This is a genomic window from Azospira oryzae (genome assembly GCF_004217225.1).
GTDB lineage: Bacteria > Pseudomonadota > Gammaproteobacteria > Burkholderiales > Rhodocyclaceae > Azospira > Azospira oryzae.
Window position 1 is genome coordinate 743,870 of record NZ_SHKM01000002.1, and the last position, 21,397, is coordinate 765,266.

The window sequence follows — 21,397 nt, forward strand, 5'->3', positions numbered from 1 at the left end:
GCCGTTCAGGGTTCCAGCAGCACCAGCCGGGAGCCGGCCATCATGCCGGCGGCCAGGCACAGCAGCAGGCCGAAGCCCCAGGCCGCCACCGTCGCCAGACGGCGCGAGGCGGCCGGGGCGATCTGCTCCAGGCCTCGCACCCGGCGCACCAGTTGCAGCACGCCGCTGCCCATGCCGGCCGCCGTGGCGGCGAACAGGGGCAGGTAGAGGGCGTAGCCCTGGTAGTCGTACTCGGGCTTGAGGATGCAGAAGGGGCAGTGGTGGTGGGGGTGCTCGTAGAGGTAGAGCGAGAGGAAGGAAACGATGCCAGCGATGCCGCCGACGAAGGCGCCGCCGCTGCTGAGCCCGGCCAGGAGGCCGAGGCGGCCGCTCCAGGCGTGCCAGGCGGTGAGCAGGGCGGCCAGGCCGAGGCTGCCGTAGAACCACAGCATGGCCGGCAGGGGCGCCAGTCCCGCCATTTCCCCGGCGACGCCGTGGTTGCTGTCGCCGGAGAAGAGGCTGCCGCAGCAGGAGGTGATGATGTCTGCCTTGAGGCCTCGGAAATAGGACCATTGCAGCCAGGCCGAGAGGGCCAGCAGGGGCGTCAGGCCCAGCAGCAGGGCGTACTTGAGGCGCACCAGGGGGTAGTTGCGGGCCCGGGTGTCCACGTGGTTCAGCACCAGCCACAGGGCGGCGAGGAAGAATAGCGCGACCTGCAGCAACAGGGCGGGAAAGCCCCAGGCATGCGCATTGAGGGCGCCGACGGCGCACATGGCGCCGACGAACATGGCGGAGAGCCGGTCGGCGGTGAACACGAAGAGCAGCAGGGCCAGCAGCTGGCTGGCGCAGACGAAGGCGGCCAGGGTGGAAAAGAGGTAGGTGCGCCGCTCCAGCTGCAGCTGCAGTTCGCTGCCGCTGCCCAGGTCCCAGCGGCGCAGGATCTGCCAGGCGAAGGGGGCGGCGGCGGCCACCATCACCAGGGACAGGGTGGCCGCCAGGAGCAGGGCGATGACCGAGGGCTGGAAGAGCATGGCTCAATCCCCGCAGAGGCGGCCGTCGCGCAGGCCCACCACCCGGTGCACCGCGCTGGACTTGATCACCAGGGGGTCGTGGCTGGTCAGCAGCACCGTGCGGCCCTCGCCGCTGAGCTCCTCCAGGATGGCGAGAAATTGCTTGGACAGGGTGGTGTCCAGATTGGCCGTGGGCTCGTCGGCGATGATGACTTCGGGGTCGTTGATCAGGGCCCGGGCGATGGCCACCCGCTGCTGCTCGCCGCCGGACAGCCACTCCACCCGGGCATGGCGGCGGTGGCCCAGCTGCAGGCGCGCCAACAGGACCTCGGCCCGCTGCAGCAGTTCGGCGTGGGGCTTGCCCTCCGGGTAGGCCGGCAGCATCACGTTGTCCAGAGCCGAGAGGCCCCGGATCAGGTTGAACTGCTGGAAGACGAAGCCGAAGGTGCGGCGGCGGATTTCTGTGAGGAAGCGTTCCGGCAGGCCGGAAATGTCTTCCCCGTGCAGGCGCACCCGGCCCCGGGTGGGGCGGGCCAGGCAGCCGACGATGGTCAGCAGGCTGGTTTTGCCCGAGCCGCTGGGGCCCTGGAAGGCGGTGACGCGCCGGGCCTCCAGTTCCAGGTCGATGCCGGAGAGGGCCCAGTATTCGTTGTGCTGGCCCTGGTTGAAGGCCTTGTGGATGTCGGTGAGCTGGATCATGGCAGGTCCCCCGGTCAGCCGCGCATGGCCGCGTCGGGATCGATGATGGCGGCGCGCCAGATGGGCACCAGCACGGCGGCGGTGTAGGGCACCACGGTGAAGAAGAAGAGGGTGAACAGCTGCAGGCCGTCCAGCTGGGGCACCAGGGTGAAGCGGGGATAAAGCACCGCCCAGCCCTTCAGCACCGGCTCGAAGAGGCGGGCGCCGAAGTGGAAGACATGGACATAGGCCCCCACCAGGCCGAGGAGGAAGGCGCTGAAGGAAATCAGCAGGCCTTCCCACAGCTTCATGCGCAGCACGTCCCCGGTCTCCCAGCCGATGGCCTTGAGGATGCCGATCTCCCGCCGCTCGTCGGCGGAAAGGCCGGACGCCTTCTCCCAGGCCAGGATGGCAAAGGCCAGCAGGGCCGCCGCCAGCAGGGCGAGGGCGATGCCCTCGCGCCAGTCCAGCAGGCTGGCGTAGGTGCGGCGCATCTCCTCGCGCAGGATGGGGCGGGCGTCGGGCAGGGCGGCGCTGAGCTTGGCCGCCACGTTGCGCACCTCCTGGGGATTGGCCACCGACAGGGCGATGTCCGTGTAGTGGCCGGCCGGGTAGTCGAAGAAGGCGCGGAAATCGGCCTCGCCGAGCAGCACCAGGTCGGCGCTGATGAGTTCGCTGCTGGCCGGCAGCACCTCGTCCACGGTGAAGGTGAACAGCTTGCCGCCGTAGGAGCGCAGGGACAGGGGCTGGCCCGCCTGCAGGCCCCGCTCCCGGGCCAGGGTGGCGCCCAGGCGCAGATGGCCCGGCGCCGGCGCCTCAGCGGCCGGCACCAGCAGGGTGTAGTTGGCCTTGCTCACCGGATCGTAGTAGTAGCCCCACAGGCGTCCCTGCTGGTGCTGCACGCCGCGGATGCGGCCGATCTTCTCCAGGTAGCCCGGCGGGATCAGGTCGTGGCGCCCCGCCACCAGGCGCTGCAGGATCACCTCCGGCGAGTCGGCCAGCACCGCCGCCGCTTCCTGGCGCAGGGCCTGGCCGAAGAGGGAGACCGAGGCCAGCATGAACACCAGCAGGGCATAGACCGCCAGCAGGCCCAGGTTGCGGGCCTTGCGCCGGGCCAGGGCGGCCAGGGTGTAGTCAATCAGGTAGCGTTGTTTCTCGATCCAGGGGCGCATAGTGGGGCAGACGGGCGGGGGGCGGCGGCACGACGGAGCCGGAGGGGAAGTGGTCCAGGGCCAGGGGATGGTCCTGGAACGGCGAATGGAGATCGGCCAGGGACAGGTGCCGGGTGTAGCGGGCCTCGGTGAACAGGGCCAGGTCGCTCAGGCCCAGCTGCTGCACCAGGGCGGCCCGTGCGGCCTGCTCCTGCTGCCGCGGCGGTGCCAGGCGGCGGGCGTCGGCCAGCATGGACAGGAACAGCAACAGAAGCACGGCCAGGAAGGCGCCGAAGCGGGCCGAGGGGCGCCGCGTCACAACAGGCTCCGGATGGCGGCCACCATCTCCTGGGGCGAGGCGCCGGGGGGCAGGGTGGCAGCCAGGCGGCCGCTGCCGTCGAGCAGGTAGCTGCTGCCGCTGTGGTCCACGAAGTAGCTGCCGTCGGGGCGTGGCGCCTGCTTCTCGAAGCCGGTGCCGAGTGCCTTGGCCAGGGCTGCGGTCTGGGCCGGCGGGGCGCTGGCGCCCACCAGCAGGGGGTGGAAGAAGGCCGTATAGCCTTGCAGGGCGGCGGGCGTGTCCCGCTCCGGGTCCACCGTCACCAGGACCAGATGTACCCGCTCCCGTTCCGCCGGGGTCAGGCTATTGAGGGCCTGGGCGCCGGTGGCCAGGGCCGTGGGCGAAAGATCGGGACAGTTGGTGTAGCCGAAGAAAAGCAGGCGCACCTGGCCGTCGGCGGCGGGGCTGTCGAGGGGGCCGGCGGCAGTCTGCAGATGAAATTCGACGGGCACACCCGTGCCCCGGGATTCGGCGGCGGGCTGGCAGGCGCCCAGCAGGAACAGCAGGGCGAGAAACGGAAGGATGCGCACGGGCTGGGACGAATGGGCGACCGGCGGTCACCGAGCTTGGTCAAGGCGCCATGGTAATGAAGGCGCTCCTGGCGGCGCTGCGACAAATTGACGCAGCACCCGGCGCCGGGCCGCGTTACACGGCGTTACGGGGAGTTACCGTTCACCTGCAAACCGGAGGTTGGTGGTTGGCGTTATTGCCCTCAAGGGAGCGAAATGGTTTCGCGACCGGAAGGACAAGCCAAATATCAGGAGATAGAGAAATGACCAAGAACCTCATCGCTGTTGCCCTCTTCGCTGCTTTCGGTACTGCTTTCGCCCAGGCTCCCGCCACGCCGGCCACCCCCGCCACTCCTGCGGCGCCTGCTGCCGCACCGGCCAAGGCTGCGGTGGAAGCACCGAAGGCCGAAGTGAAGGCGGAAGCCAAGGCCGAGGCCAAGCCGGCCGTGAAGCACGGCCACAAGAAGGTAGAGAAGAAGGCCGAGCAGGCCGGCGAGAAGGCTGAAAAGGCCGAGGCCGCCAAGCCTGAAGTGAAGCCTGCCGAACCCGCCAAGAAGTAAGCGCTGGGCTGCCCCGGGGCAGCCGCGAATGGCCCGTTGCACGAGGGCGCCCGATCCTGCGATCCGGCGCCCTTTTCTTTTGTCCGCCCGCCATCGCGATGACGACATCAATGTAAAAATGGGTACGACTTTGTAATAATGACGCCTGCGCTTGGCCGGGCCATGGCAACCATGGGCCCCGTCTGTCGCCGGCCGCGGCCCCATTCCAACACAACCAGCAGGGGCTGGCGGCATCGCCTGTATGTAGCCTCCCGCATTGCCCGAGGCCGACTACACAAGAACCGAGCAGTACCAATAACGGGCACCCGGGGGCCGAATGACATCGCAGCTGTCGCGCCGCGCGAGAATCTGGATCTATTCGATCAGGGACGCCTTCGTCTCCCTGATTCCCCTGACCCTGTTCGGAGTGCTGGCGGTGCTGGCGCGCAACTTTCCCCTGCCCGCCTTCCAGCAATTCCTGCTGGGCGGAAGCGGCCAGGCCTTCTCCGGCATCCTCGATCTCATCATCGGCGGCACCCACGGCGTCTTCGGCCTCTCCCTGGCGGTCGTGGTGGCCATCCACCTGCGCCAGCGTCTGCCTGTCGGCCAGCCGTTGGACGACGGGCCGTCGATCATGGCGGTGGGCCTGTCGAGCCTGATCAATTTCATGCTCGCCACCCTGGCCATCTTCCAGCACCACGGCGGCCTCGGCTACGACCTGATGCTGGTGGGCATCGGCGTCGGCCTCTTCTCCGCCGAGTTCATGCGCTGGTCCGCCCGCCGCTCCTGGCTGACCCTCATCAGCGCCACCCGGGATGCGGACCTGGCGGTGCACAATGCCCTGCGCCTGAGTGTGCCGACCGCCGTGTCCGGCCTGATCGTGCTGGCCGTGGCCAGCTTCCTGGCCGCCCTGCCCACACCCCAGGCCCTCTTCGACGGCGTCGCCGCAGGCGCCCGGGAGAGCGCCCAAGGCCACTATCTGGCCATCACCTTCGTCACCCTGGTGAACCAGCTGTTCTGGTTCGTCGGCATCCACGGCGGCCACATCCTGGACACCTTCGGCCTCGATCTCTTCGTCGCCGTGCCGAACCTGCCCGGCGGCTACCTGGTGAATCGCTCCCTCTTCGACGCCTTCGTCCTGATGGGCGGGTCGGGCGCCACCCTGGGCCTGCTGGTGGCCATCTACCTGCAGTCGCGCAGCGGCTCCCTGCTCAAGGTGGCCCGGGTGGCGACCCTGCCGGCCATGTTCAACATCAATGAAATGGTGCTGTTCGGCCTGCCCGTGGTGCTGTCGCCCCTCTACCTGCTGCCCTTCGTCCTGACGCCGGTGCTGCTGGCCCTGCTGGCCGTGGCCGCCGTCAGTTCCGGCTGGCTGCAGCTGCTGCCGGTCAGCATTCCGTGGACCACTCCGCCCTTCCTCTCCGGCTGGCTGCTGACCGGTTCCATCAAGGGCGTATTGCTGCAGGCGCTGGGGCTGTTGCTCAGCATCGGCATTTACTGGCCCTTCGTGCGGCGGGCGGAGGCCCGGCGCCTGGCGCGGGAAGACCGGCTCTTCCGGCGGGCGGCGGAAGTGGTGCTGGGCAACCGGCCGAGCAAGACATCCACCATCCGGCGCCTGGACGAAGTGGGCAGCATCAGCCGGCGGGTGCTGGGCCTGCTGCGGGAGGATGTGCGCCATGGCCGGCTGTTGCTGCACTATCAGCCCAAGCACGACTGCCGGGACCGCCTGCTCGGCTTCGAGGCCCTGGTGCGCTGGCCCCAGGCACCCCACCCCTCCGTCTCCCCAGCCATGGCGGTGATCCTGGCGGAGGAGGGGCGGCTGATCAACGAACTGGGCCTGTGGGTCTTCCGCCAGGCCCTGGCCTTCAAGGCGCACCTCAACCAGAGCGGCTTTGCCGGCTTGAGCCTGGCCATCAACGTGTCGCCCCTGCAGCTGGCCCACGGCGATTTCGCCGAGCGCATCGCTCGCCTCATGGCCGAGACGCCGGTGCAGCCGGCGGAGATTGAAATCGAAATCACCGAATCCCAAGTCATGCCCGACGACCCGGTGATCGACAGCAACATCCAGGCCCTGGGGCGCATGGGCTTCAAGCTTGCCATGGACGATTTCGGCATGGGCCACACTTCCCTGCTGCACCTGCGGCGCTTCGCCATCGACGTCATCAAGATCGACGGTTCCCTGACCCGGGATGTGCTGCACAGTGCCACCAATGGCGACATCATCCGGGCCATCGCGGCCCTGGGCCAGGCGCGGGACATCGCCATCGTCGCCGAATTCGTCGAAACGGCGGCGCAGAAGCAGGCCCTGGCCAATCTGGGCTGCCATGTCTTCCAGGGCTATTACTACAGCCCGCCCCTGGCGGAGGCGGATTGCCTGGCCTATTGCCGGCGGCAGCCGGACGAGGCGGAGGTCGGCGCCGCCTGAGTCGGGGAGGGAAATGGGGGCGGATGACGCAGGGCTTGCCGGCCTAGGCCGGCAAGCCCTTATTCCATCTTGTCGGCGAAGCTCAGGGCTTCCAGCTGGGCCTTGTTGATCTGGGCGGCGGAGAGGCCCAGCAGGCCGGCCTGCTGGATCAGGCGGGTGCCGTCGCCGTCCTCGCAGGCCAGGGCGATGTCGAGGAAGGGGCCGTAGAGGCCGCCGCGGCCGAGCAGGGCCTCGCTGATGGGTTCGGGCAGGTGCATGGCTTCCAGCACCTGCTCCATGGGCACGCCCAGCATGTGGTCGAGCAGGGAGAAGGCGCCGGTGATGAACAGGTTGTCGTACTCGGACTTGTCCACCACGCCGTGGCCCAGGGCCTCCATGAGGCGGGCCCGGGTCAGGGCGGTGTGCATCAGGGCCGGGGCCATGGGGTCCTTGGAGGCGGTAACCAGCAGCAGGGAGAGCCACTTGTTGAGCTTCTCGTAGCCGAGGATGGTGACGGCGTGCTTGAAGGACTGGATCTCGCAGGAGAGGCCGAAGCCCACCGAGTTGATGTAGCGCAGCAGCTTGTAGGAGAGGGCCACGTCCTGCTTCAGGGCCGCTTCGATCTTGCCCGTGTCCTCGTTGTTGCGCACCAGGTTGAGCACCCGCACGATGTGGGCATGGCTGGGGTTGAGGGTCTTGCCGGCCGGCGCCGTCAGGTTCTTGAAGAACCAGCCGGCGGCGGCGGAGACGCCCGCATCCATGCAGGCCTGGAATTCCTGCGGTGTATCGGCGTTGAAGGCGACGGGAATGCCCACCTGCTGGGTCTTGGCCACCAGGGCGGCCATCTGGGCCGGGGTATAGGCATCCACGTCAAAACCGATGAAGCGGAAGTGCAGGCCGCTGGCCAGGGCTTCACCGGCATCCTCGCCGAAATCCAGACAGAGGGAAGGATTGCGGTTCTTCAACTCGCCCAGGAGGGTGCCGTCGCCGGTGGTGAGGGCGAAGGGATGGACCTCCAAAGTGGCGTTGGCGGGGATTTCCCAGTTCAGCAGTTCCGGCGAGAGGGGCGCGCCGCTGCTGACGAAGACCGACTTCTCCCCCTGGGGCCAGACGTCGGCCAGGGCGCCCAGTCCTTCGGCGGCGGCCGGCATGGGATCCACCCCGGCCGGGAAGGAAAGACGCAGCCGGGTGGCGATGATCTTGCTCTGGCGGTTGACCAGGGGCTGGCGGGTGATGAAGACCTCGGCGGGCATGACGCCTCCTGGGGCTGGAAATCAGGATGAGAAAGTGAAGGAATCGGCGAAGAACTCGGCCTCGGGCAGGCCGCAGCGGCCGGTGAAGTCCCGCTTGGCCGCCTCCACCATGACCGGGGCGCCGCAGACGTACACCTGGTGGCCGGAAAGGTCCGGGAAGTCCTGCATCACGGCCTCGTGCACCAGGCCGGTACGGCCGTTCCAGCCGTCCGTGGCGGCCGGCTCGGAAAGCACCGGCACATAGATGATGTGGCTGTGTTCGGCGGCCCAGCGGGCGGGCAGCTCGTCCATGTAGAGGCCGGCCTTGTTGCGGTTGCCCCAGTAGATGACCATGGGCCGCTTGCTCTGGGTATACAGGGCGTGCTCGACGATGGCCTTGATGGGGGCGAAGCCGGTGCCGCCGGCCAGCAGGATCATGGGCTTGTCCGAATCCTCGCGCAGGAAGAAGCTGCCGTGGGGACCGTTGAGGCGCAGGATGTCCCGCTCCTTCATGCCGTTGAAGACGTGTTCGGTGAACAGGCCGCCGGGCACCAGGCGGATGTGCAGCTGCAGGAAGGCATCGTCGTGGGGCGCATTGGCCAGGGAGAAGCTGCGCCGCTTGCCGTCCTTGAGCAGGATGTCCACGTACTGGCCGGTGAGGAACTGGAAGCGCTCGGTGGCGGGCAGGCGCAGGTGCAGCACCATGACGTCGGCGGCCACCTTCTCCATCTTTTCGACGCGGGAGGGCAGGGTCTTCACCGGGATGTCGCTGGCGGAGCGCACTTCCCGGCATTCCAGGGTCAGGTCGGTCTTGGCCTTGGCGCAGCAGAAGAGGGTCAGGCCGGCGGCCTTGTCGGCCTCGGTGAGGGCGTGGGGCTGGGACTTGCCGTGGTCCACCTCGCCGCACAGCACCTTGCCCTTGCAGGCACCGCAGGCGCCGTCGCGGCAGCCGTAGGGCATGGTCAGGCCCTGGCGCAGGGCGGCTTCCAGAATGGTCTCGTCGGATTCGGCCGCGAAATGGTGCTGGCCGGGTTCGATGGTGACGGAAAAGCTCATGGTTCCCCTTTTTCGACTTCCAAAGGCACCGAACCGGCTAAAATGCCGCGGTGCAAAGATTATTGATTGTCGGTTGCGGCGATGTGGCCTGGCGCGCCCTGCCCCAACTCCTCCGGCGCTATCGCGTTTTCGCCCTGTTGCGGGACCCGGCCCAGCACCAGCGCTGGCGGCAGGCCGGCGCCGTGCCGCTGGCTGGCGACCTGGACCGGCCGTCCACCCTGGGGCGCCTGGCCGGCGTGTTCGATCAGGTCCTGCACCTGGCTCCTCCGCCCGACCGGGGCCTGCGGGATACCCGCACGCGGCACTTGCTGGCCGCTCTGGGCAAGGCGGCAGGCGGAAATAAGTCACGGAAAAGTCTACCACAGGCCCTCACCTATATCAGTACGACAGGGGTATATGGGGACCGGGCCGGGGCCGCCACCGACGAAACCGCCCCGCCGCGCCCCCGCAGCCCCCGGGGCCAGCGGCGCCTGGACGCCGAACAGGCCCTGCGCCGCTGGGGCCGCGACAACGGGGTGCGGGTCAGCATCCTGCGCGCCCCCGGCATCTACGCCGCCGACCGCCTGCCCCTGGCGCGGCTGCAAGCGGGCACCCCGGCCCTGGTGGAGGCCGACGACGTGTTCACCAACCATATCCACGCCGCCGACCTGGCCGGTCTGGCGGCGGCGGCCCTGGTGCGGGGCCGGGCCAACCGTTGCTACAACGCCAGCGATGATTCCTGCCTGAAGATGGGCGAGTATTTCGACCGGGTGGCGGATGCCTTCGGCCTGCCCCGCCCGGCGCGCCTGAGCCGGGCCGAGGCGGCTGCCGTGCTGTCGCCCCTGCAGCTGTCCTTCATGAGCGAGTCCCGGCGCCTGGCCAACCGGCGCCTGAAAGAAGAACTGCGCTACCACCTGCTTTACCCCCACGTGGATGACGGCATTGCCGCCGCCCTCTCGGAGAAAACCCCATGCTGATCCTCAAGGCCCTGCACATCATTCTCGTCGCCAGCTGGTTCGCCGGCCTCTTCTACCTGCCGCGCATCTTCGTCAATCTGGCCATGGTGCCGGCGGACAGCACGGCGGAGCGGGAGCGGCTGCTGCTCATGGCGCGCAAGCTGTTCCGCTTCATGACCCCCCTGGGCGTGCTGGCCCTGGTCTTCGGCACCTGGCTGTGGCTCGGCTACGGCTTTGCCGGCGGCTGGCTCCACGCCAAGCTGACCCTGGTGCTGGTGCTGATCGGCTACCACGCCTATTGCGGCACCCTGCTCAAGCAGTTCGCCGCCGGTACCAACCGGCGCAGCCACGTCTGGTTCCGCTGGTTCAACGAGCTGCCGGTGCTGATCCTCTTCGTCGTGGTCTTCCTGGTCGTCCTCAAACCCTTCTGAAAGCTGCTTCCATGTTCAAACTCTTCGCAACCTGTCCCCGGGGTCTGGAAGCCCTGCTGGCGGAAGACCTCACCGCCGCCGGCGCCAGCGACATCCGCATCGTCGCCAGCGGCGTCGCCTGCCGCGGCACCTGGGAGACGGTGTACCGCACCAACCTCAACTCCCGCATCGCCACCCGGCTCATGCTGCAGCTCTCCTTCGGCAAGTACCTGAAGGAGGAGGACATCTACAAGCAGGCGAGCAAGATCGACTGGCCCCGCCATTTCGACGTCAGCCGCACCATCCGGGTGTACGTCACCGCCATCAAGTCGCCCCTGAAGAGCCTGGAGTTCATCACCCTGCGCATCAAGGACGCGGTCTGCGATGTCTTCCGCGACCAGTGCGGCGAGCGCCCCAGCGTGGATACCCGGGAACCGGAAGTGCGCATCCACGCCTTCCTCACCGCCGAGGACTGCACCCTGTACCTGGACACCACCGGCGCCCCCCTCTACCAGCGGGGCTACCGGCAGAAGACGGTGGAGGCGCCGCTGAAGGAGAACCTGGCCGCCGGCATCCTGCGTCTGGCCGGCTGGCAGCCGGGCACCGTGCTGCTGGACCCCATGTGCGGCAGCGGCACCTTCCTCCTGGAGGCGGCCCAGCAGGTCTGCAACATCGCTCCCGGCGCCCGCCGCAGCTTCGCCTTCGAGAACCTCAAGGGCTTCGACGCCCAGCTGTGGCAGCGCCTCAAGAACGCCGCCGTGCAGGGCGAGCGCAAGCCCGCCGGCAAGCCGACCCTGTTCGGCCGCGACGTGTCCCCCAGTGCCTACCGTTCGGCCCTGGCCAACCTGGACCGGGCCGGCCTGCTGCCGGCCGTCGATCTGGCCGTGGGCGACATCCTGGAGGCGGCGCCGCCGCCCGAAGCCGGCCTCATGATCTGCAACCCGCCCTACGGCGAGCGGCTGGAGGAGCTGGACAACCTGCTGGCCTTCTATCCCCAGCTGGGCACCGCCCTCAAGCAGAAGTACGCCGGCTGGACCTGCTACTTCCTCACCGCCGACCCGGCCCTGCCCAAGGGCGTCGGCCTCAAGCCGGGCAAGAAGACGCCCCTCTACAACGGGGCCCTGGAATGCCGCCTGTACCAGTTCAAGATGGTGGCCGGCTTCAACCGGCGCAAGAAGCCGGGCGAGGAAGAGTCCGGGGAGTAAGCATTGCGCTGCGCCGCCACGGTGGGCGCAGGCAATAAAAAACGGCGGAGATTTCCGCCGTTTTTCTTTGGGGCTGCGCCCGTATCAGACGATGTCCAGGTGGCCGATGCCGGCCGCCAGGTCCCGGTCCTTCGACTCCTTGCCGTGCAGCTTGATCTGCAGGCGCAGGTCGTTCACCGAGTCGGCGTTGCGCAGGGCGTCCTCGTAGCTGATGCGGCCGGCCTCGTAGAGGTCGAAGAGGGACTGGTCGAAGGTCTGCATGCCAAGCTCCCGGGACTTCTTCATGATCTCCTTGATCTCGGTGACCTCGCCCTTGAAGATCAGGTCGGAGATCAGGGGCGAGTTGAGCATGACCTCGATGGCCGCCGCCCGGCCCTTGCCGTCCTTGAGGGGGATGAGGCGCTGGGAGACGATGCCGCGCAGGTTGAGGGAGAGGTCCATCAGCAGCTGCTGGCGCCGCTCTTCCGGGAAGAAGTTGATGATCCGGTCGAGGGCCTGGTTGGTGGAGTTGGCGTGCAGGGTGCCCATGGCCAGGTGGCCGGTCTCGGCGAAGGCCACGGCGTGCTCCATGGTCTCCCGGTCGCGGATTTCGCCGATCAGGATCACGTCCGGCGCCTGACGCAGGGTGTTCTTCAGGGCCATTTCCCAGGAGTCCGTATCGACGCCCACCTCGCGCTGGGTGACGATGCAGTTCTTGTGCTCGTGCACGTACTCCACCGGGTCCTCGATGGTGATGATGTGGCCGTAGGAGTTTTCGTTGCGGTAGCCGATCATGGCCGCCAGGGAGGTGGACTTGCCGGAGCCGGTGCCGCCGACGAACAGCACCAGGCCCCGTTTGGTCATGGCCACGTCCTTCAGCACCGGCGGCAGGCCCAGGTCCTCGAAACGGGGAATGGTGGTGTTGATGGTACGGCAGATGACGCCGATGCGGCCCTGCTGGACGAAGGCATTGACCCGGAAGCGGCCGATGCCGGCGGGGGAGATGGCGAAGTTGCACTCCTTGGTGGATTCGAATTCCGCCGCCTGCCGGTCGTTCATGATGGAGCGGGCCAGTTCCGCCGTGTGCTGGGGCGTCAGGGCCTGGTTGGAGACCGGGGTCATCTTGCCGTCCACCTTGATGGCGGGGGGGAAACCGGCGGTGATGAAAAGGTCCGAGCCCTTCTTCTGCACCATGAGGCGCAGCAGGTCCTGGATGAATTTGAGTGCCTGATCTCTTTCCATAATTCTTCCCCGGCGCCTAGCCGCCGAACATGTCCTTGTTGACCGCCTTGGTGCGGGCTTCCGCCGGCGAAATGACGTTGCGCCGCACCAGGTCGGTGAGGTTCTGGTCCAGGGTCTGCATGCCGAACTGCTGGCCGGTCTGGATGGCCGAATACATCTGGGCGATCTTGGCTTCCCGGATCAGGTTGCGGATGGCCGGGGTGCCGATCATGATCTCGTGGGCCGCCACCCGGCCGTTGCCGTCCTTGGTCTTCAGCAGGGTCTGGGAAATGACGGCGCGCAGGGATTCGGAGAGCATGGCCCGGATCATTTCCTTTTCCGCCGCGGGGAAGACGTCGATGATCCGGTCCACCGTCTTGGCGGCGGAAGAAGTGTGCAGGGTGCCGAACACCAGGTGACCCGTTTCTGCCGCCGTCATGGCCAGGCGGATGGTTTCCAGGTCGCGCATTTCGCCCACCAGGATCACGTCCGGGTCTTCCCGCAGGGCCGAGCGCAGGGCGTTGTTGAAGGACAGGGTGTGGGGCCCCACTTCCCGCTGGTTGATGAGGCACTTCTTGGCTTCGTGCACGAATTCGATGGGGTCTTCCACGGTCAGGATGTGGCCGTAGTCGTTTTCGTTGATGTGGTTCACCATGGCCGCCAGGGTGGTGGACTTACCGGAGCCGGTGGGGCCGGTGACCAGCACGATGCCCCGGGGGAATTCGGAAATCTCCTTGAAGATCTTCGGCGCGTTGAGGTCCTCCAGGCTCAGCACCTTGGAGGGAATGGTCCGGAAGACGGCGCCGGCGCCCCGGTGCTGGACGAAGGCATTGACCCGGAAACGGGCCAGGTTGGGCACTTCGAAGGAGAAGTCGCACTCCAGGTTCTCTTCGTAGGTCTTACGCTGGCCGTCGTTCATGATGTCGTACACCATGGCGTGCACGTCCTTGTGCTCCATGGCCGGCAGGTTGATGCGGCGCACGTCGCCGTGGACCCGGATCATGGGCGGCAGGCCGGCGGAGAGGTGCAGGTCGGAGGCCTTGTTCTTGACGCCGAAGGCGAGCAGTTCGGTGATGTCCATCAACGGTCCTTGGAGGCGGAAAACGGGAGTGAATGGGAGCTAAACGGGGCGCCCGGCGCGCACTGGAGCAGGGCGGCGGCGCCGGCCCGGTGCCGGGCGCTCCGGCCCGGCGGTGCTATACTTTCGCGCCACGATTGCCCATGTTTTAGCGCCCGATTATGACGCCTATTTTCGCCAACCTGCAAGCTGTCAAAGCCCGCATCGACGCCGCTGCCCGCGCCTGCGGCCGGGATCCGTCCGCGGTCTCGCTGCTGGCCGTGGCCAAGACCTGGCCGGCGGAGTGCGTGGTCGAGGCGGCCGCTGCCGGCCAGCGGGCCTTCGGCGAGAACTACGTGCAGGAAGGCTGCGACAAGATCGACCAGCTGCGGGCCGCAGGGCACAGCGATCTGGAATGGCATTTCATCGGCCCCCTGCAGAGCAACAAGACCCGGCCCGTGGCCGAACGCTTCGACTGGGTGCACAGCATCGACCGGCTGAAGATCGCCCAGCGTCTTTCCGAGCAGCGTCCGGCAGACCTGCCGCCGCTGCAGGTGTGCGTCCAGGTGAATATCTCCGGCGAAGCCAGCAAGAGCGGCTGCGACCTGGACCAGGCGGCCGAGCTGTGCCGGGCCGTGGCGGCCCTGCCCAACCTGACCCTGCGCGGCCTGATGGCCATTCCGGCGCCGGCAGAAGACGAAGCGGCCCAGCGCGAGCCCTGCCGCCGCCTGCGCCAGTTCTACGAACAGCTGCGGGCCGAGGGCCTGGTCCTGGACACCCTGTCCATGGGCATGTCCCACGACCTGGAGGCCGCCGTGGCCGAAGGCGCCACCATTGTCCGCGTCGGCACCGCCATTTTCGGTGCCCGCGATTACTCCAAGACCTAGAAGGACTTTCCCCATGAAGATCACTTTCCTCGGCGGCGGCAACATGGCCAATGCCCTCATCGGCGGCCTGGTGAACAAGGGCTTCGCCGCCGGCGACATCGCCGTGGTGGAGCTCAACGCCGACAACCGTAGCAAGCTGGAAGCGGCCTACGGCGTGCGCACCTTTGCCGGCGCCGAGGCGGCGGCCTGGGACTGCGACGTCATCGTCCTGGCGGTGAAGCCCCAGAGCATGAAGGAGGCCATCGCCCCCATCGGCCCCCATCTCAAGGACCAGCTGGTGGTGAGCATCGCCGCCGGCCTCAACCTGGCCTCCCTCTCCCGCTGGCTGGGCGGCCACCGCCGTCTGGTGCGCACCATGCCCAACACCCCGGCCCTGATCGGCGCCGGCGTCACCGGCCTCTATGCCCTGCCGGAAGTGGACGCCGCCGGCCGCGCCGCCGCCCAGCGCGTGCTGGAGGCCGTCGGCAGTGCCGTGTGGTTCGCCGACGAGTCCCAGATGGATGCGGTCACCGCCGTTTCCGGCAGCGGCCCGGCCTACGTCTTCCTCTTCATCGAGGCCCTGCAACAGGCCGGCAAGGACCTGGGCTTCGACGACGAGCAGGCCCGCCGCCTGGCCATCGAAACCGTGCTCGGCGCCGCCCAGCTGGCGGCCCAGTCGCCGGACCCGGCCAGCGTGCTGCGGGAGCGGGTCACCTCCAAGGGCGGCACCACCGCCGCCGCCCTGGCGGTGATGGAAACGGCCGGGGTCAAGGCCGGCATCATCGCCGGCGTCAAGGCGGCCGAAGCCCGGGGCGTGGAACTGGGCCAGCAGCTCGGCGCCGACTGAGCCCCGCTCCCATAGCCCCTAACCGAACGGATACCCACCATGCTGCTCGACATCCTCAATTTCCTGCTCGACGTGGTCGCCAGTTTCTTCGGCTATCTGCTGCTGCTGCGCTTCGTCATGCAGTGGCGCCGGGTTTCCTTCAAGAACCCCTTGGGCCACTTCGTTCTGCAGACCACCAACTGGGTGGTGCTGCCCCTGCGCCGGGCGATTCCCGGCCTCTTCGGCCTGGACTTCGCCAGCCTGGTGCCGGCCTGGCTGCTGCAGGCCGCGGTCAAGGCGGCCATGCTGGCGGTCAAGGGTGGCGCTGCCCTCGGCGCCGGCGCCCTGGTCACGGCGGCCCTGGCCATGGGCTTCTTCGAACTGCTGCACATGGCGGTGATGGCGGCCATCGTCCTCATGCTGGTGCAGGCGGTGATTTCCTGGGTCAATCCCCATACGCCCCTGGCCGGCCCCATCCACGCCCTCACCGACCCGCTGCTCAAGCCCCTGCGCCGCATCGTGCCGCCCATTGCCAACGTGGACCTGTCGCCCCTGGTGGCCATCGTCCTGGCCCAGGTGCTGCTGATGCTGCTGGCCTACGCCAAGGCCGCCCTCATGCCCCTGCTCTTCTGATGTTCCACCAGCGCGGCGGCGACGGCCGCCTGCTCCTCACCCTGCACATCCAGCCTGGGGCGAAGAAGACGGAGGTCTGCGGCCTCCATGGCGACGCCCTGAAGATCCGCCTGGCGGCGCCGCCGGTGGACGGCAAGGCCAACGCGGCCCTGCTGGCCTTCGTCGCCGACCGCCTCGGTCTGTCCAAGAGCGCCGTCAGCCTGAAGAGCGGCCAGACCTCCCGGCGCAAGGTGGTGGAAGTGGCCGAGCCGCCGGCCGACGCGGTGCAGCGCCTGCTGCCCGACGCCTGACTTTTTCCCTTCTCCGATTCCCTGTTGTAGCGCAGGCGGCTACCAGCCGAGGCGGGCCGCCACGGCCGCGGCCCGGCTGCGGCCGATGGGCAGGCGGCTGGCGGGAAAGGTGGCCATCACCACCGAGGGCCGTCCCTCCTGGCGCTCCAGGCGGGCGGCGTGGGCCACGGCGATGAGGTGGCGGCGGTGGATGCGCAGGAACTGTTCCGGGTCCAGGCGCCGCTCCAGCTGGGCCAGGCTGAGGTGGCAGAGGAAGGATTCCCGGGCGGTGTACAGCCGGGCGTAATGGCCCTCGGCCTGCAGGTGCACCACCTCCGCCGGGTCCACCAGGGCGGTGCCGCCCTGCAGAAGCACCGGCAGCTTGGCCAGGCGCCCTTCTTCCGCCGCGGCCTGGGGCAGGGCGGTGAGACCCCGGTAGTCGTAGAGCAGCAGGCAGAAGCCGGCGGCGGCTTCGCCAGCGCCGTCGCTGCTTTCCAGGCGGCTGATGCTGAGCAGCAGGGGCCGGTCGGGGGTGTTGATGGTCATGGTCACCGGCACCGGGGTATCGCCCGCGGCGGCCTCCTGCAGCAGCCAGGCGATCTTGCGCCGGCTCGGCTCCGGGTGCAGGTCCACCACGGCGCGGCCCTCCAGGGCCGGATGGTAGCGTTGCAGCAACTGGCGGGCGGCGGGATTGAGCTGGCGGATGCGGCCCTCCCGGTCCAGCATGACCACGCCGGGGTCCATCTTCTGCAGCAGGTATTCCAGGCTTTCCATGTCGGCTTTCCGTCGTTCGTGCAGGAATGATGTCGTTCATGCAAGAAGCCTGCCGTTGGTGCAGGGGCCCTTGTCCGCCCAGGGCCGGGCTCCCCAGAATGGGCTGTCAATCATTGCAATCAGGGGAGGATGGGCCATGTCAGAACAAGCAGCCGCCGCGGCGGACCGTTACGTTTCCTTCGAGGGTATCGACTGCTGGCACAACGCCTGTGCGGTGGTGGCCCGGGTGCTGCACCACTACGAGGGGCCGGAGCGCACCAACAAGTACTGGGAATACTTCGTCGCCAAGATCCCGCCGGGCTACTACAGCGGCGAGCCGACGGAGGACCTGCTCTATCTGGTCTGTTCCAATACCTACTACATCGAGGAACTGTTCGAGAAATTCGACGATGCGGAAGGGCTGCAGTTGCTGCAGCGGGCCGAACTGGAGTGCTGCTAGAGCGGGAATGGGAGCCGGGCAGGGACCTGCCCGGAGAGGCAGGCGGGGCGGCCGTTGCGGTGCCCGCCTGCCGGAGAATGTCTAGAGCAGCCGGCCGCCGGCCACCACGGCCTGGATGCGGCCGCTCATGGTGCGTCCCGCCAGGGGGCTGTTGCGGCCCACGCTGGTAAAGGCGTCCGGAGTGATGGTCCATTCCGTCTCGGCGTCGAAGACGCAGACGTCGGCCACGGCACCTACGGCCAGGTGGCCCAGGTCGCTGCGGCCGATGACGGCGGCGGCGTCGCTGGTGACCCGGGCCAGGGCCGTACCCAGGGACAGTCCGTCCTCCCGGGCCCAGGCCAGCACCAGGGGCAGCAGCAGTTCCAGGCCCCGGGCCCCCACTTCCGCCTCGCCGAAGGGCACCTGCTTGCCGTCCGCCTCCATCGGCGTGTGGTCGGAACAGACCGCCTGGATCACGCCTTCGGCCAGGCCGAAGCGCAGGGCTGCCCGGTCCGCCACGGAGCGCAGGGGCGGGTCGAAGCGGGCCTGGGCGTTGAAGTAGCCGATGTCCTCTTCCGCCAGGTGCAGGTGGTGGGCGGCCACGTCACAGCTGACGGCGACGCCCCGGGCCTTGGCCTCGCGCACCATGGCGACGCCGGCGGCGGAGGAGAGGCGCATCAGGTGCAGGCGCACGCCGGTGCTCTTGGCCAGTTCGATCAGGGTGGCGATGGCCACCGTCTCGGCAGCCACGGGGATGCCGGCCAGGCCCAGGCGGGCGGCCATTTCGCCGTCGTGGGCGACGCCGTCCTTGGCCAGCTGGTAATCCTGGGGCCGCAGCCAGACGGCGAAGTCGTAGGTGGCGGCGTACTGCATGGCCCGGTACAGGGATTGCAGGTCGGTGACGGGCTGGCTGGCCTGGGAGAAGGCGACGCAGCCGGCGCTGGCGAGGCCGGCCATGCTGGCCAGGGTCTGGCCCTGCAGGCCCTTGGTGAGGGCGCCCAGGGGCAGCACCCGGGCCAGGCCCAGGGCTTCGGCGCGCTGGATCAGGCGTTCCACCAGGCTCGGCTCGTCCAGCACCGGCCGGGTGTCCGGCGGGCAGACCACGGTGGTGATGCCGTTGGCGGCGGCGCAGGCCAGCTCCGCCTCCAGGCTCGGCAGGCGGGCGGAAAGGTCGATCAGGCCGGGGCAGACCACGTAGCCGGCGGCGTCGATTTCCCGCTCAGGGACGAAGCCGGCGGGGGCCTGGCCGACAGCGGCGATGCGGCCGTCGGCGATGAAGAGATCCTGCCGGGCGTCGATGCCGTTCTTGGGGTCGATGAGGCGGCCGTTCTTGATGCTGATGTTCATGGTGTTCAGTTCCCCGCGAGGATGCCCATCACCGCCATGCGCACGGCGATGCCGAAAGTGACCTGGTTGAGGATCACCGCCTGGGGCCCGTCGGCCACGGACGAGTCGATTTCCACGCCCCGGTTCATGGGGCCCGGGTGCATGACGATGGCGTCGGGCTTGGCCAGGGCCAGCTTTTCCGGCGTCAGGCCGTAGCGCTTGAAATACTCGCCGGCGGAGGGCAGCAGGGCCCCGTTCATGCGTTCGTTCTGCAGGCGCAGCATGATCACCACGTCGCAGTCCTTGAGGCCTTCGTTCATGTCGTGGAAGACCTTCACCCCCAGGTTTTCCAGGTAGCCGGGCAGCAGGGTCTTCGGCGCGATGGCGCGGATTTCGCCGCAGCCCAGGGTGCGCAGGGCATGCAGGTCGGAGCGGGCGACCCGGGAATGGAGGATGTCGCCGACGATGGCCACCGTCAGGTTGGAAAAATCCTTCTTGTAGTGGCGGATGGTGTACATGTCCAGCAGCCCCTGGGTGGGGTGGGCATGGCGGCCGTCGCCGGCGTTCACCACGTGGATGTCGTCCCGGCCGATGCGCTTCAAGTGCTCGGCGATGAGGAAGGGGGCGCCGGAGGTGGCGTGGCGCACCACGAACATGTCGGCGTGCATGGAGCAGAGGTTGTCGATGGTATCGAGCAGGGTCTCGCCCTTGGCCGTGGAGGAGCGGGATACGTCCAGGTTGATGACGTCCGCCGAGAGGCGCTTGGCGGCGATCTCGAAGGTGGTGCGGGTACGGGTGGAGTTCTCGAAGAAGAGGTTGAAGACGCTCTTGCCGCGCAGCAGGGGCACCTTCTTCACATCCCGGTCCGAGACCTCGAGGAAGCTCTCGGCGGTGTCCAGGATCTGGGTGATCACCGGCAGGGGCAGGCCCTCGGTGGACAGCAGGTGCTGCAGCTTGCCCTCGGCGTCGAGCTGCGGATTCAGACGGCTCTGGGTGAGCATCTCAGCCACGGTCGTTCCTCCCCATTTTCCAGAACAGGCGGCCGGATTCCTCCCGGCCCAGGATCAATTCTTCACCTTCTTCCAGGTCCACTTCCCAGACGCAGTAGCCGGGCTCGATGGGCAGCTCCCGCTCGCCCCGGTCGGCCAGCACCGCCAGTTCGACCCGGGCCGGGCGGCCGTAGTCGAACAGCTCGTTGATGGCGGCCCGGGTGGTGCGGCCGGTGTACAACACGTCGTCCACCAGGATCAGGGGCCGGCCTTCCACCTCGAAGGGGATGTGGCTGGGGCGCACCTGGGGATGCAGGCCCTTCTCGGCGAAGTCGTCGCGGTAGAAGGAGACGTCGATCTGGCCCACTTCCTCGCGAATGTCGAGCAGCTGCTTGAGACGCTCGGCGACCCAGGCGCCGCCGGAGTAGATGCCCACCAGGGCGGTGTCGGGAGTGAGGTGGGGGCGCAGTTGCTCGGCCAGGCTGGCGAGTTGCAGTTCTGCGTCGGGGAGCTGGGTGGGAATGGCTTCAGGCATGGGCGGCAGGTTCGGAGAAAGGGTCGGAAGTGTCGAAATAGGCTTGCAGAATGAGTTGGGCCGCCACCGCGTCCAGGTGCTGCTTGGCGGATTTGGCGTTGTGGCCGGTTTCCCGCAGGCGCTCGTTGGCGTCGAGGGAGGTCAGGCGTTCGTCGGCGAAGGCCACCGGCAGGGCGAAGCGGCCCTTCAGCTGGTTGGCGAAGCGGGTGCAGCGGGCCGTCATGCCGTGGGGATTGCCGTCCAGACTGACCGGCAGGCCGACCACCAGCAAGGTGGGGCGCCATTCTGCGATGAGGGCGGCGATGGCGGCGAAACGTTCCTGGTTGGACTGGGCGTGGATCACCGTCAGGGGATGGGCGTGCTTGACCTGGGGCTCGCCGACGGCGACGCCGATGCGCTTCTCGCCGAAGTCGAAGGCCAGGACCGTGCCGGTCGGAGCGGAAGGGGAGCCGACGGCAGCCTCAGGCATGCCCGGCGTCCTCGGCCAGATGGGCGAAGTCAATGCCCAGGGCGAGCATGGCGGCGGCCAGGCGTTCTTCCGGCGGCAGGGAAAAGACGATGGAGGGATCGGCGCGCACGGTGAGCCAGCCGTTCTGGGCCAGTTCGCTTTCCAGCTGGCCGGCGCCCCAGCCGGCGTAGCCCAGGGTCACCAGCACTTCGCTGGGCTGGCCCTGCCGGCCCATGGCCACCAGGATGTCGCGGGAGCTGGTGAGGCCCACCTCGTCGTTGACCGCCAGGGTGGATTGCCACTGGCCCACCGGCCGGTGCAGGACGAAGCCCCGGTCGGTCTGCACCGGGCCGCCGAAATACACCGGCAGGTTGTTCAGGCCGGCGGCGTCGAGGGGAATGTCCACCTTCTCGAAGAGGTCCTGCAGGGGCATGTCCAGGGGCTTGTTGACGACGATGCCGAGGGCGCCCTGGTCGTTGTGCTCGCAGACGTAGACGAGGGCGCGGGAAAAATAGGGATCGTCCATCGCCGGCATGGCGATGAGGAAGTGGTCGGTGAGATTGACGCTGTCCATGGCAGGGCGGATTTTACCCCGGAACGGGTCCTGGCAT

25 protein-coding genes are annotated in these 21,397 nt (G+C 68.3%); 10 read left to right on the forward strand and 15 right to left on the reverse strand.

Going from position 1 to position 21,397, the window contains the following annotated elements; translation table 11 throughout:
* Nucleotides 1-5 precede the first annotated feature (5 nt).
* The 5 genes from EV678_RS12535 to EV678_RS12555 are packed head-to-tail and all read right to left on the reverse strand — an operon-like array spanning nucleotide 6 to nucleotide 3,685.
* On the reverse strand, nucleotides 6-1,010 hold the full coding sequence (locus tag EV678_RS12535) for a hypothetical protein (protein ID WP_130459751.1): 1,005 nt from the start codon (nucleotides 1,008-1,010) through the stop codon (nucleotides 6-8).
* A 3-nt stretch (nucleotides 1,011-1,013) separates the two neighbouring features.
* Nucleotides 1,014-1,688 (reverse strand): ABC transporter ATP-binding protein, encoded by a 675-nt coding sequence (locus tag EV678_RS12540; RefSeq protein WP_130459752.1) that lies wholly within the window; start codon nucleotides 1,686-1,688, stop codon nucleotides 1,014-1,016.
* A gap of 14 nt (nucleotides 1,689-1,702) precedes the next feature.
* On the reverse strand, nucleotides 1,703-2,839 hold the full coding sequence (locus tag EV678_RS12545) for an ABC transporter permease (protein ID WP_130459753.1): 1,137 nt from the start codon (nucleotides 2,837-2,839) through the stop codon (nucleotides 1,703-1,705).
* On the reverse strand, nucleotides 2,802-3,137 hold the full coding sequence (locus EV678_RS12550; protein WP_130459754.1) for a hypothetical protein: 336 nt from the start codon (nucleotides 3,135-3,137) through the stop codon (nucleotides 2,802-2,804). The genes EV678_RS12545 and EV678_RS12550 overlap by 38 nt, the downstream gene beginning before the upstream one ends.
* A complete protein-coding gene (locus tag EV678_RS12555; RefSeq protein WP_130459755.1) occupies nucleotides 3,134-3,685 on the reverse strand; it encodes an SCO family protein in 552 nt (183 codons plus the stop codon). Before EV678_RS12555 ends, EV678_RS12550 begins: the two co-directional genes overlap by 4 nt.
* A gap of 242 nt (nucleotides 3,686-3,927) precedes the next feature.
* Between EV678_RS12555 and EV678_RS12560 the strand changes: the two genes are divergently transcribed.
* Together EV678_RS12560 and EV678_RS12565 are read left to right on the forward strand one after the other, a co-directional pair.
* Nucleotides 3,928-4,224 carry a hypothetical protein gene (locus tag EV678_RS12560; RefSeq protein ID WP_014236041.1) on the forward strand — a complete coding sequence of 99 codons (297 nt, stop codon included), beginning with the start codon at nucleotides 3,928-3,930 and terminating at the stop codon, nucleotides 4,222-4,224.
* Nucleotides 4,225-4,540: 316 nt separating this feature from the next.
* On the forward strand, nucleotides 4,541-6,628 hold the full coding sequence (locus EV678_RS12565; RefSeq protein WP_130459756.1) for an EAL domain-containing protein: 2,088 nt from the start codon (nucleotides 4,541-4,543) through the stop codon (nucleotides 6,626-6,628).
* A gap of 59 nt (nucleotides 6,629-6,687) precedes the next feature.
* Here EV678_RS12565 and EV678_RS12570 read toward each other — a convergent pair whose 3' ends face one another.
* Nucleotides 6,688-7,860 carry an EAL and HDOD domain-containing protein gene (locus tag EV678_RS12570; protein ID WP_014235721.1) on the reverse strand — a complete coding sequence of 391 codons (1,173 nt, stop codon included), beginning with the start codon at nucleotides 7,858-7,860 and terminating at the stop codon, nucleotides 6,688-6,690.
* Nucleotides 7,861-7,881: 21 nt separating this feature from the next.
* The gene (locus tag EV678_RS12575; RefSeq protein ID WP_130459757.1) at nucleotides 7,882-8,895 is read right to left on the reverse strand and encodes a CDP-6-deoxy-delta-3,4-glucoseen reductase; all 1,014 of its coding nucleotides are present in this window, start codon (nucleotides 8,893-8,895) and stop codon (nucleotides 7,882-7,884) included.
* A gap of 50 nt (nucleotides 8,896-8,945) precedes the next feature.
* On the opposite strand from EV678_RS12575, the gene EV678_RS12580 reads away from it, so the two are divergent.
* The 3 genes from EV678_RS12580 to EV678_RS12590 are packed head-to-tail and all read left to right on the forward strand — an operon-like array spanning nucleotide 8,946 to nucleotide 11,445.
* Entirely contained in the window at nucleotides 8,946-9,851 is a 906-nt protein-coding gene (locus EV678_RS12580) for an NAD-dependent epimerase/dehydratase family protein (protein WP_130459758.1), read from the forward strand.
* Nucleotides 9,845-10,261 (forward strand): CopD family protein, encoded by a 417-nt coding sequence (locus EV678_RS12585; RefSeq protein ID WP_014235718.1) that lies wholly within the window; start codon nucleotides 9,845-9,847, stop codon nucleotides 10,259-10,261. The genes EV678_RS12580 and EV678_RS12585 overlap by 7 nt, the downstream gene beginning before the upstream one ends.
* Before the next feature lie 11 nt (nucleotides 10,262-10,272).
* Entirely contained in the window at nucleotides 10,273-11,445 is a 1,173-nt protein-coding gene (locus EV678_RS12590; RefSeq protein ID WP_130459759.1) for a THUMP domain-containing class I SAM-dependent RNA methyltransferase, read from the forward strand.
* 84 nt (nucleotides 11,446-11,529) lie between these two features.
* On the opposite strand, the gene EV678_RS12595 is transcribed toward EV678_RS12590, so the two are convergent.
* Entirely contained in the window at nucleotides 11,530-12,666 is a 1,137-nt protein-coding gene (locus tag EV678_RS12595) for a PilT/PilU family type 4a pilus ATPase (RefSeq protein ID WP_014235716.1), read from the reverse strand.
* 16 nt (nucleotides 12,667-12,682) lie between these two features.
* Nucleotides 12,683-13,726, reverse strand: a complete 1,044-nt coding sequence (locus EV678_RS12600) for a type IV pilus twitching motility protein PilT (RefSeq protein WP_014235715.1) — start codon at nucleotides 13,724-13,726, stop codon at nucleotides 12,683-12,685.
* Between the two features lie 158 nt (nucleotides 13,727-13,884).
* On the opposite strand from EV678_RS12600, the gene EV678_RS12605 reads away from it, so the two are divergent.
* The 4 genes from EV678_RS12605 to EV678_RS12620 are packed head-to-tail and all read left to right on the forward strand — an operon-like array spanning nucleotide 13,885 to nucleotide 16,317.
* Nucleotides 13,885-14,589: a YggS family pyridoxal phosphate-dependent enzyme gene (locus EV678_RS12605; protein ID WP_130459760.1), complete on the forward strand. Its 705-nt coding sequence runs from the start codon at nucleotides 13,885-13,887 to the stop codon at nucleotides 14,587-14,589.
* A gap of 13 nt (nucleotides 14,590-14,602) precedes the next feature.
* Nucleotides 14,603-15,415 (forward strand): pyrroline-5-carboxylate reductase, encoded by an 813-nt coding sequence (gene proC / locus EV678_RS12610; protein ID WP_014235713.1) that lies wholly within the window; start codon nucleotides 14,603-14,605, stop codon nucleotides 15,413-15,415.
* A 39-nt stretch (nucleotides 15,416-15,454) separates the two neighbouring features.
* Nucleotides 15,455-16,027: a YggT family protein gene (locus EV678_RS12615; protein ID WP_130459761.1), complete on the forward strand. Its 573-nt coding sequence runs from the start codon at nucleotides 15,455-15,457 to the stop codon at nucleotides 16,025-16,027.
* On the forward strand, nucleotides 16,027-16,317 hold the full coding sequence (locus tag EV678_RS12620; protein ID WP_130459762.1) for a DUF167 domain-containing protein: 291 nt from the start codon (nucleotides 16,027-16,029) through the stop codon (nucleotides 16,315-16,317). The genes EV678_RS12615 and EV678_RS12620 overlap by 1 nt, the downstream gene beginning before the upstream one ends.
* 39 nt (nucleotides 16,318-16,356) lie before the next feature.
* Here the strand turns inward: EV678_RS12620 and EV678_RS12625 are convergent, their stop codons facing one another.
* The gene (locus tag EV678_RS12625) at nucleotides 16,357-17,070 is read right to left on the reverse strand and encodes a LytTR family transcriptional regulator DNA-binding domain-containing protein (RefSeq protein WP_014235710.1); all 714 of its coding nucleotides are present in this window, start codon (nucleotides 17,068-17,070) and stop codon (nucleotides 16,357-16,359) included.
* A gap of 136 nt (nucleotides 17,071-17,206) precedes the next feature.
* Here EV678_RS12625 and cowN point away from each other — a divergent pair, with 136 nt between their 5' ends.
* Nucleotides 17,207-17,509: a N(2)-fixation sustaining protein CowN gene (cowN, locus tag EV678_RS12630; RefSeq protein WP_014235709.1), complete on the forward strand. Its 303-nt coding sequence runs from the start codon at nucleotides 17,207-17,209 to the stop codon at nucleotides 17,507-17,509.
* A gap of 81 nt (nucleotides 17,510-17,590) precedes the next feature.
* Here the strand turns inward: cowN and EV678_RS12635 are convergent, their stop codons facing one another.
* The 5 genes from EV678_RS12635 to EV678_RS12655 are packed head-to-tail and all read right to left on the reverse strand — an operon-like array spanning nucleotide 17,591 to nucleotide 21,360.
* Complete coding sequence (locus EV678_RS12635; protein ID WP_130459763.1) at nucleotides 17,591-18,835, reverse strand: dihydroorotase; 1,245 nt, start codon at nucleotides 18,833-18,835, stop codon at nucleotides 17,591-17,593.
* Nucleotides 18,836-18,840: 5 nt separating this feature from the next.
* Complete coding sequence (locus EV678_RS12640) at nucleotides 18,841-19,815, reverse strand: aspartate carbamoyltransferase catalytic subunit (RefSeq protein ID WP_130459938.1); 975 nt, start codon at nucleotides 19,813-19,815, stop codon at nucleotides 18,841-18,843.
* Nucleotide 19,816: 1 nt separating this feature from the next.
* Complete coding sequence (gene pyrR / locus EV678_RS12645; protein ID WP_014235706.1) at nucleotides 19,817-20,338, reverse strand: bifunctional pyr operon transcriptional regulator/uracil phosphoribosyltransferase PyrR; 522 nt, start codon at nucleotides 20,336-20,338, stop codon at nucleotides 19,817-19,819.
* On the reverse strand, nucleotides 20,331-20,807 hold the full coding sequence (gene ruvX, locus EV678_RS12650; protein WP_130459764.1) for a Holliday junction resolvase RuvX: 477 nt from the start codon (nucleotides 20,805-20,807) through the stop codon (nucleotides 20,331-20,333). Before ruvX ends, pyrR begins: the two co-directional genes overlap by 8 nt.
* Entirely contained in the window at nucleotides 20,800-21,360 is a 561-nt protein-coding gene (locus tag EV678_RS12655) for a YqgE/AlgH family protein (RefSeq protein WP_014235704.1), read from the reverse strand. The genes ruvX and EV678_RS12655 overlap by 8 nt, the downstream gene beginning before the upstream one ends.
* Nucleotides 21,361-21,397: the final 37 nt, after the last annotated feature.

What these genes read in the sequence shown, in the direction of transcription:
- EV678_RS12535 (WP_130459751.1), bottom strand. Translation starts at nt 1,010, where the DNA reads ATGCTCTTCCAGCCCTCGGTCATCGCCCTGCTCCTGGCGGCCACCCTG.
- EV678_RS12540 (WP_130459752.1), bottom strand. Translation starts at nt 1,688, where the DNA reads ATGATCCAGCTCACCGACATCCACAAGGCCTTCAACCAGGGCCAGCAC.
- EV678_RS12545 (WP_130459753.1), bottom strand. Translation starts at nt 2,839, where the DNA reads ATGCGCCCCTGGATCGAGAAACAACGCTACCTGATTGACTACACCCTG.
- EV678_RS12560 (WP_014236041.1), top strand. Translation starts at nt 3,928, where the DNA reads ATGACCAAGAACCTCATCGCTGTTGCCCTCTTCGCTGCTTTCGGTACT.
- EV678_RS12565 (WP_130459756.1), top strand. Translation starts at nt 4,541, where the DNA reads ATGACATCGCAGCTGTCGCGCCGCGCGAGAATCTGGATCTATTCGATC.
- EV678_RS12570 (WP_014235721.1), bottom strand. Translation starts at nt 7,860, where the DNA reads ATGCCCGCCGAGGTCTTCATCACCCGCCAGCCCCTGGTCAACCGCCAG.
- EV678_RS12575 (WP_130459757.1), bottom strand. Translation starts at nt 8,895, where the DNA reads ATGAGCTTTTCCGTCACCATCGAACCCGGCCAGCACCATTTCGCGGCC.
- EV678_RS12585 (WP_014235718.1), top strand. Translation starts at nt 9,845, where the DNA reads ATGCTGATCCTCAAGGCCCTGCACATCATTCTCGTCGCCAGCTGGTTC.
- EV678_RS12590 (WP_130459759.1), top strand. Translation starts at nt 10,273, where the DNA reads ATGTTCAAACTCTTCGCAACCTGTCCCCGGGGTCTGGAAGCCCTGCTG.
- EV678_RS12595 (WP_014235716.1), bottom strand. Translation starts at nt 12,666, where the DNA reads ATGGAAAGAGATCAGGCACTCAAATTCATCCAGGACCTGCTGCGCCTC.
- EV678_RS12600 (WP_014235715.1), bottom strand. Translation starts at nt 13,726, where the DNA reads ATGGACATCACCGAACTGCTCGCCTTCGGCGTCAAGAACAAGGCCTCC.
- EV678_RS12605 (WP_130459760.1), top strand. Translation starts at nt 13,885, where the DNA reads ATGACGCCTATTTTCGCCAACCTGCAAGCTGTCAAAGCCCGCATCGAC.
- proC (WP_014235713.1), top strand. Translation starts at nt 14,603, where the DNA reads ATGAAGATCACTTTCCTCGGCGGCGGCAACATGGCCAATGCCCTCATC.
- EV678_RS12615 (WP_130459761.1), top strand. Translation starts at nt 15,455, where the DNA reads ATGCTGCTCGACATCCTCAATTTCCTGCTCGACGTGGTCGCCAGTTTC.
- EV678_RS12620 (WP_130459762.1), top strand. Translation starts at nt 16,027, where the DNA reads ATGTTCCACCAGCGCGGCGGCGACGGCCGCCTGCTCCTCACCCTGCAC.
- EV678_RS12625 (WP_014235710.1), bottom strand. Translation starts at nt 17,070, where the DNA reads ATGGAAAGCCTGGAATACCTGCTGCAGAAGATGGACCCCGGCGTGGTC.
- cowN (WP_014235709.1), top strand. Translation starts at nt 17,207, where the DNA reads ATGTCAGAACAAGCAGCCGCCGCGGCGGACCGTTACGTTTCCTTCGAG.
- EV678_RS12635 (WP_130459763.1), bottom strand. Translation starts at nt 18,835, where the DNA reads ATGAACATCAGCATCAAGAACGGCCGCCTCATCGACCCCAAGAACGGC.
- EV678_RS12640 (WP_130459938.1), bottom strand. Translation starts at nt 19,815, where the DNA reads ATGCTCACCCAGAGCCGTCTGAATCCGCAGCTCGACGCCGAGGGCAAG.
- pyrR (WP_014235706.1), bottom strand. Translation starts at nt 20,338, where the DNA reads ATGCCTGAAGCCATTCCCACCCAGCTCCCCGACGCAGAACTGCAACTC.
- ruvX (WP_130459764.1), bottom strand. Translation starts at nt 20,807, where the DNA reads ATGCCTGAGGCTGCCGTCGGCTCCCCTTCCGCTCCGACCGGCACGGTC.
- EV678_RS12655 (WP_014235704.1), bottom strand. Translation starts at nt 21,360, where the DNA reads ATGGACAGCGTCAATCTCACCGACCACTTCCTCATCGCCATGCCGGCG.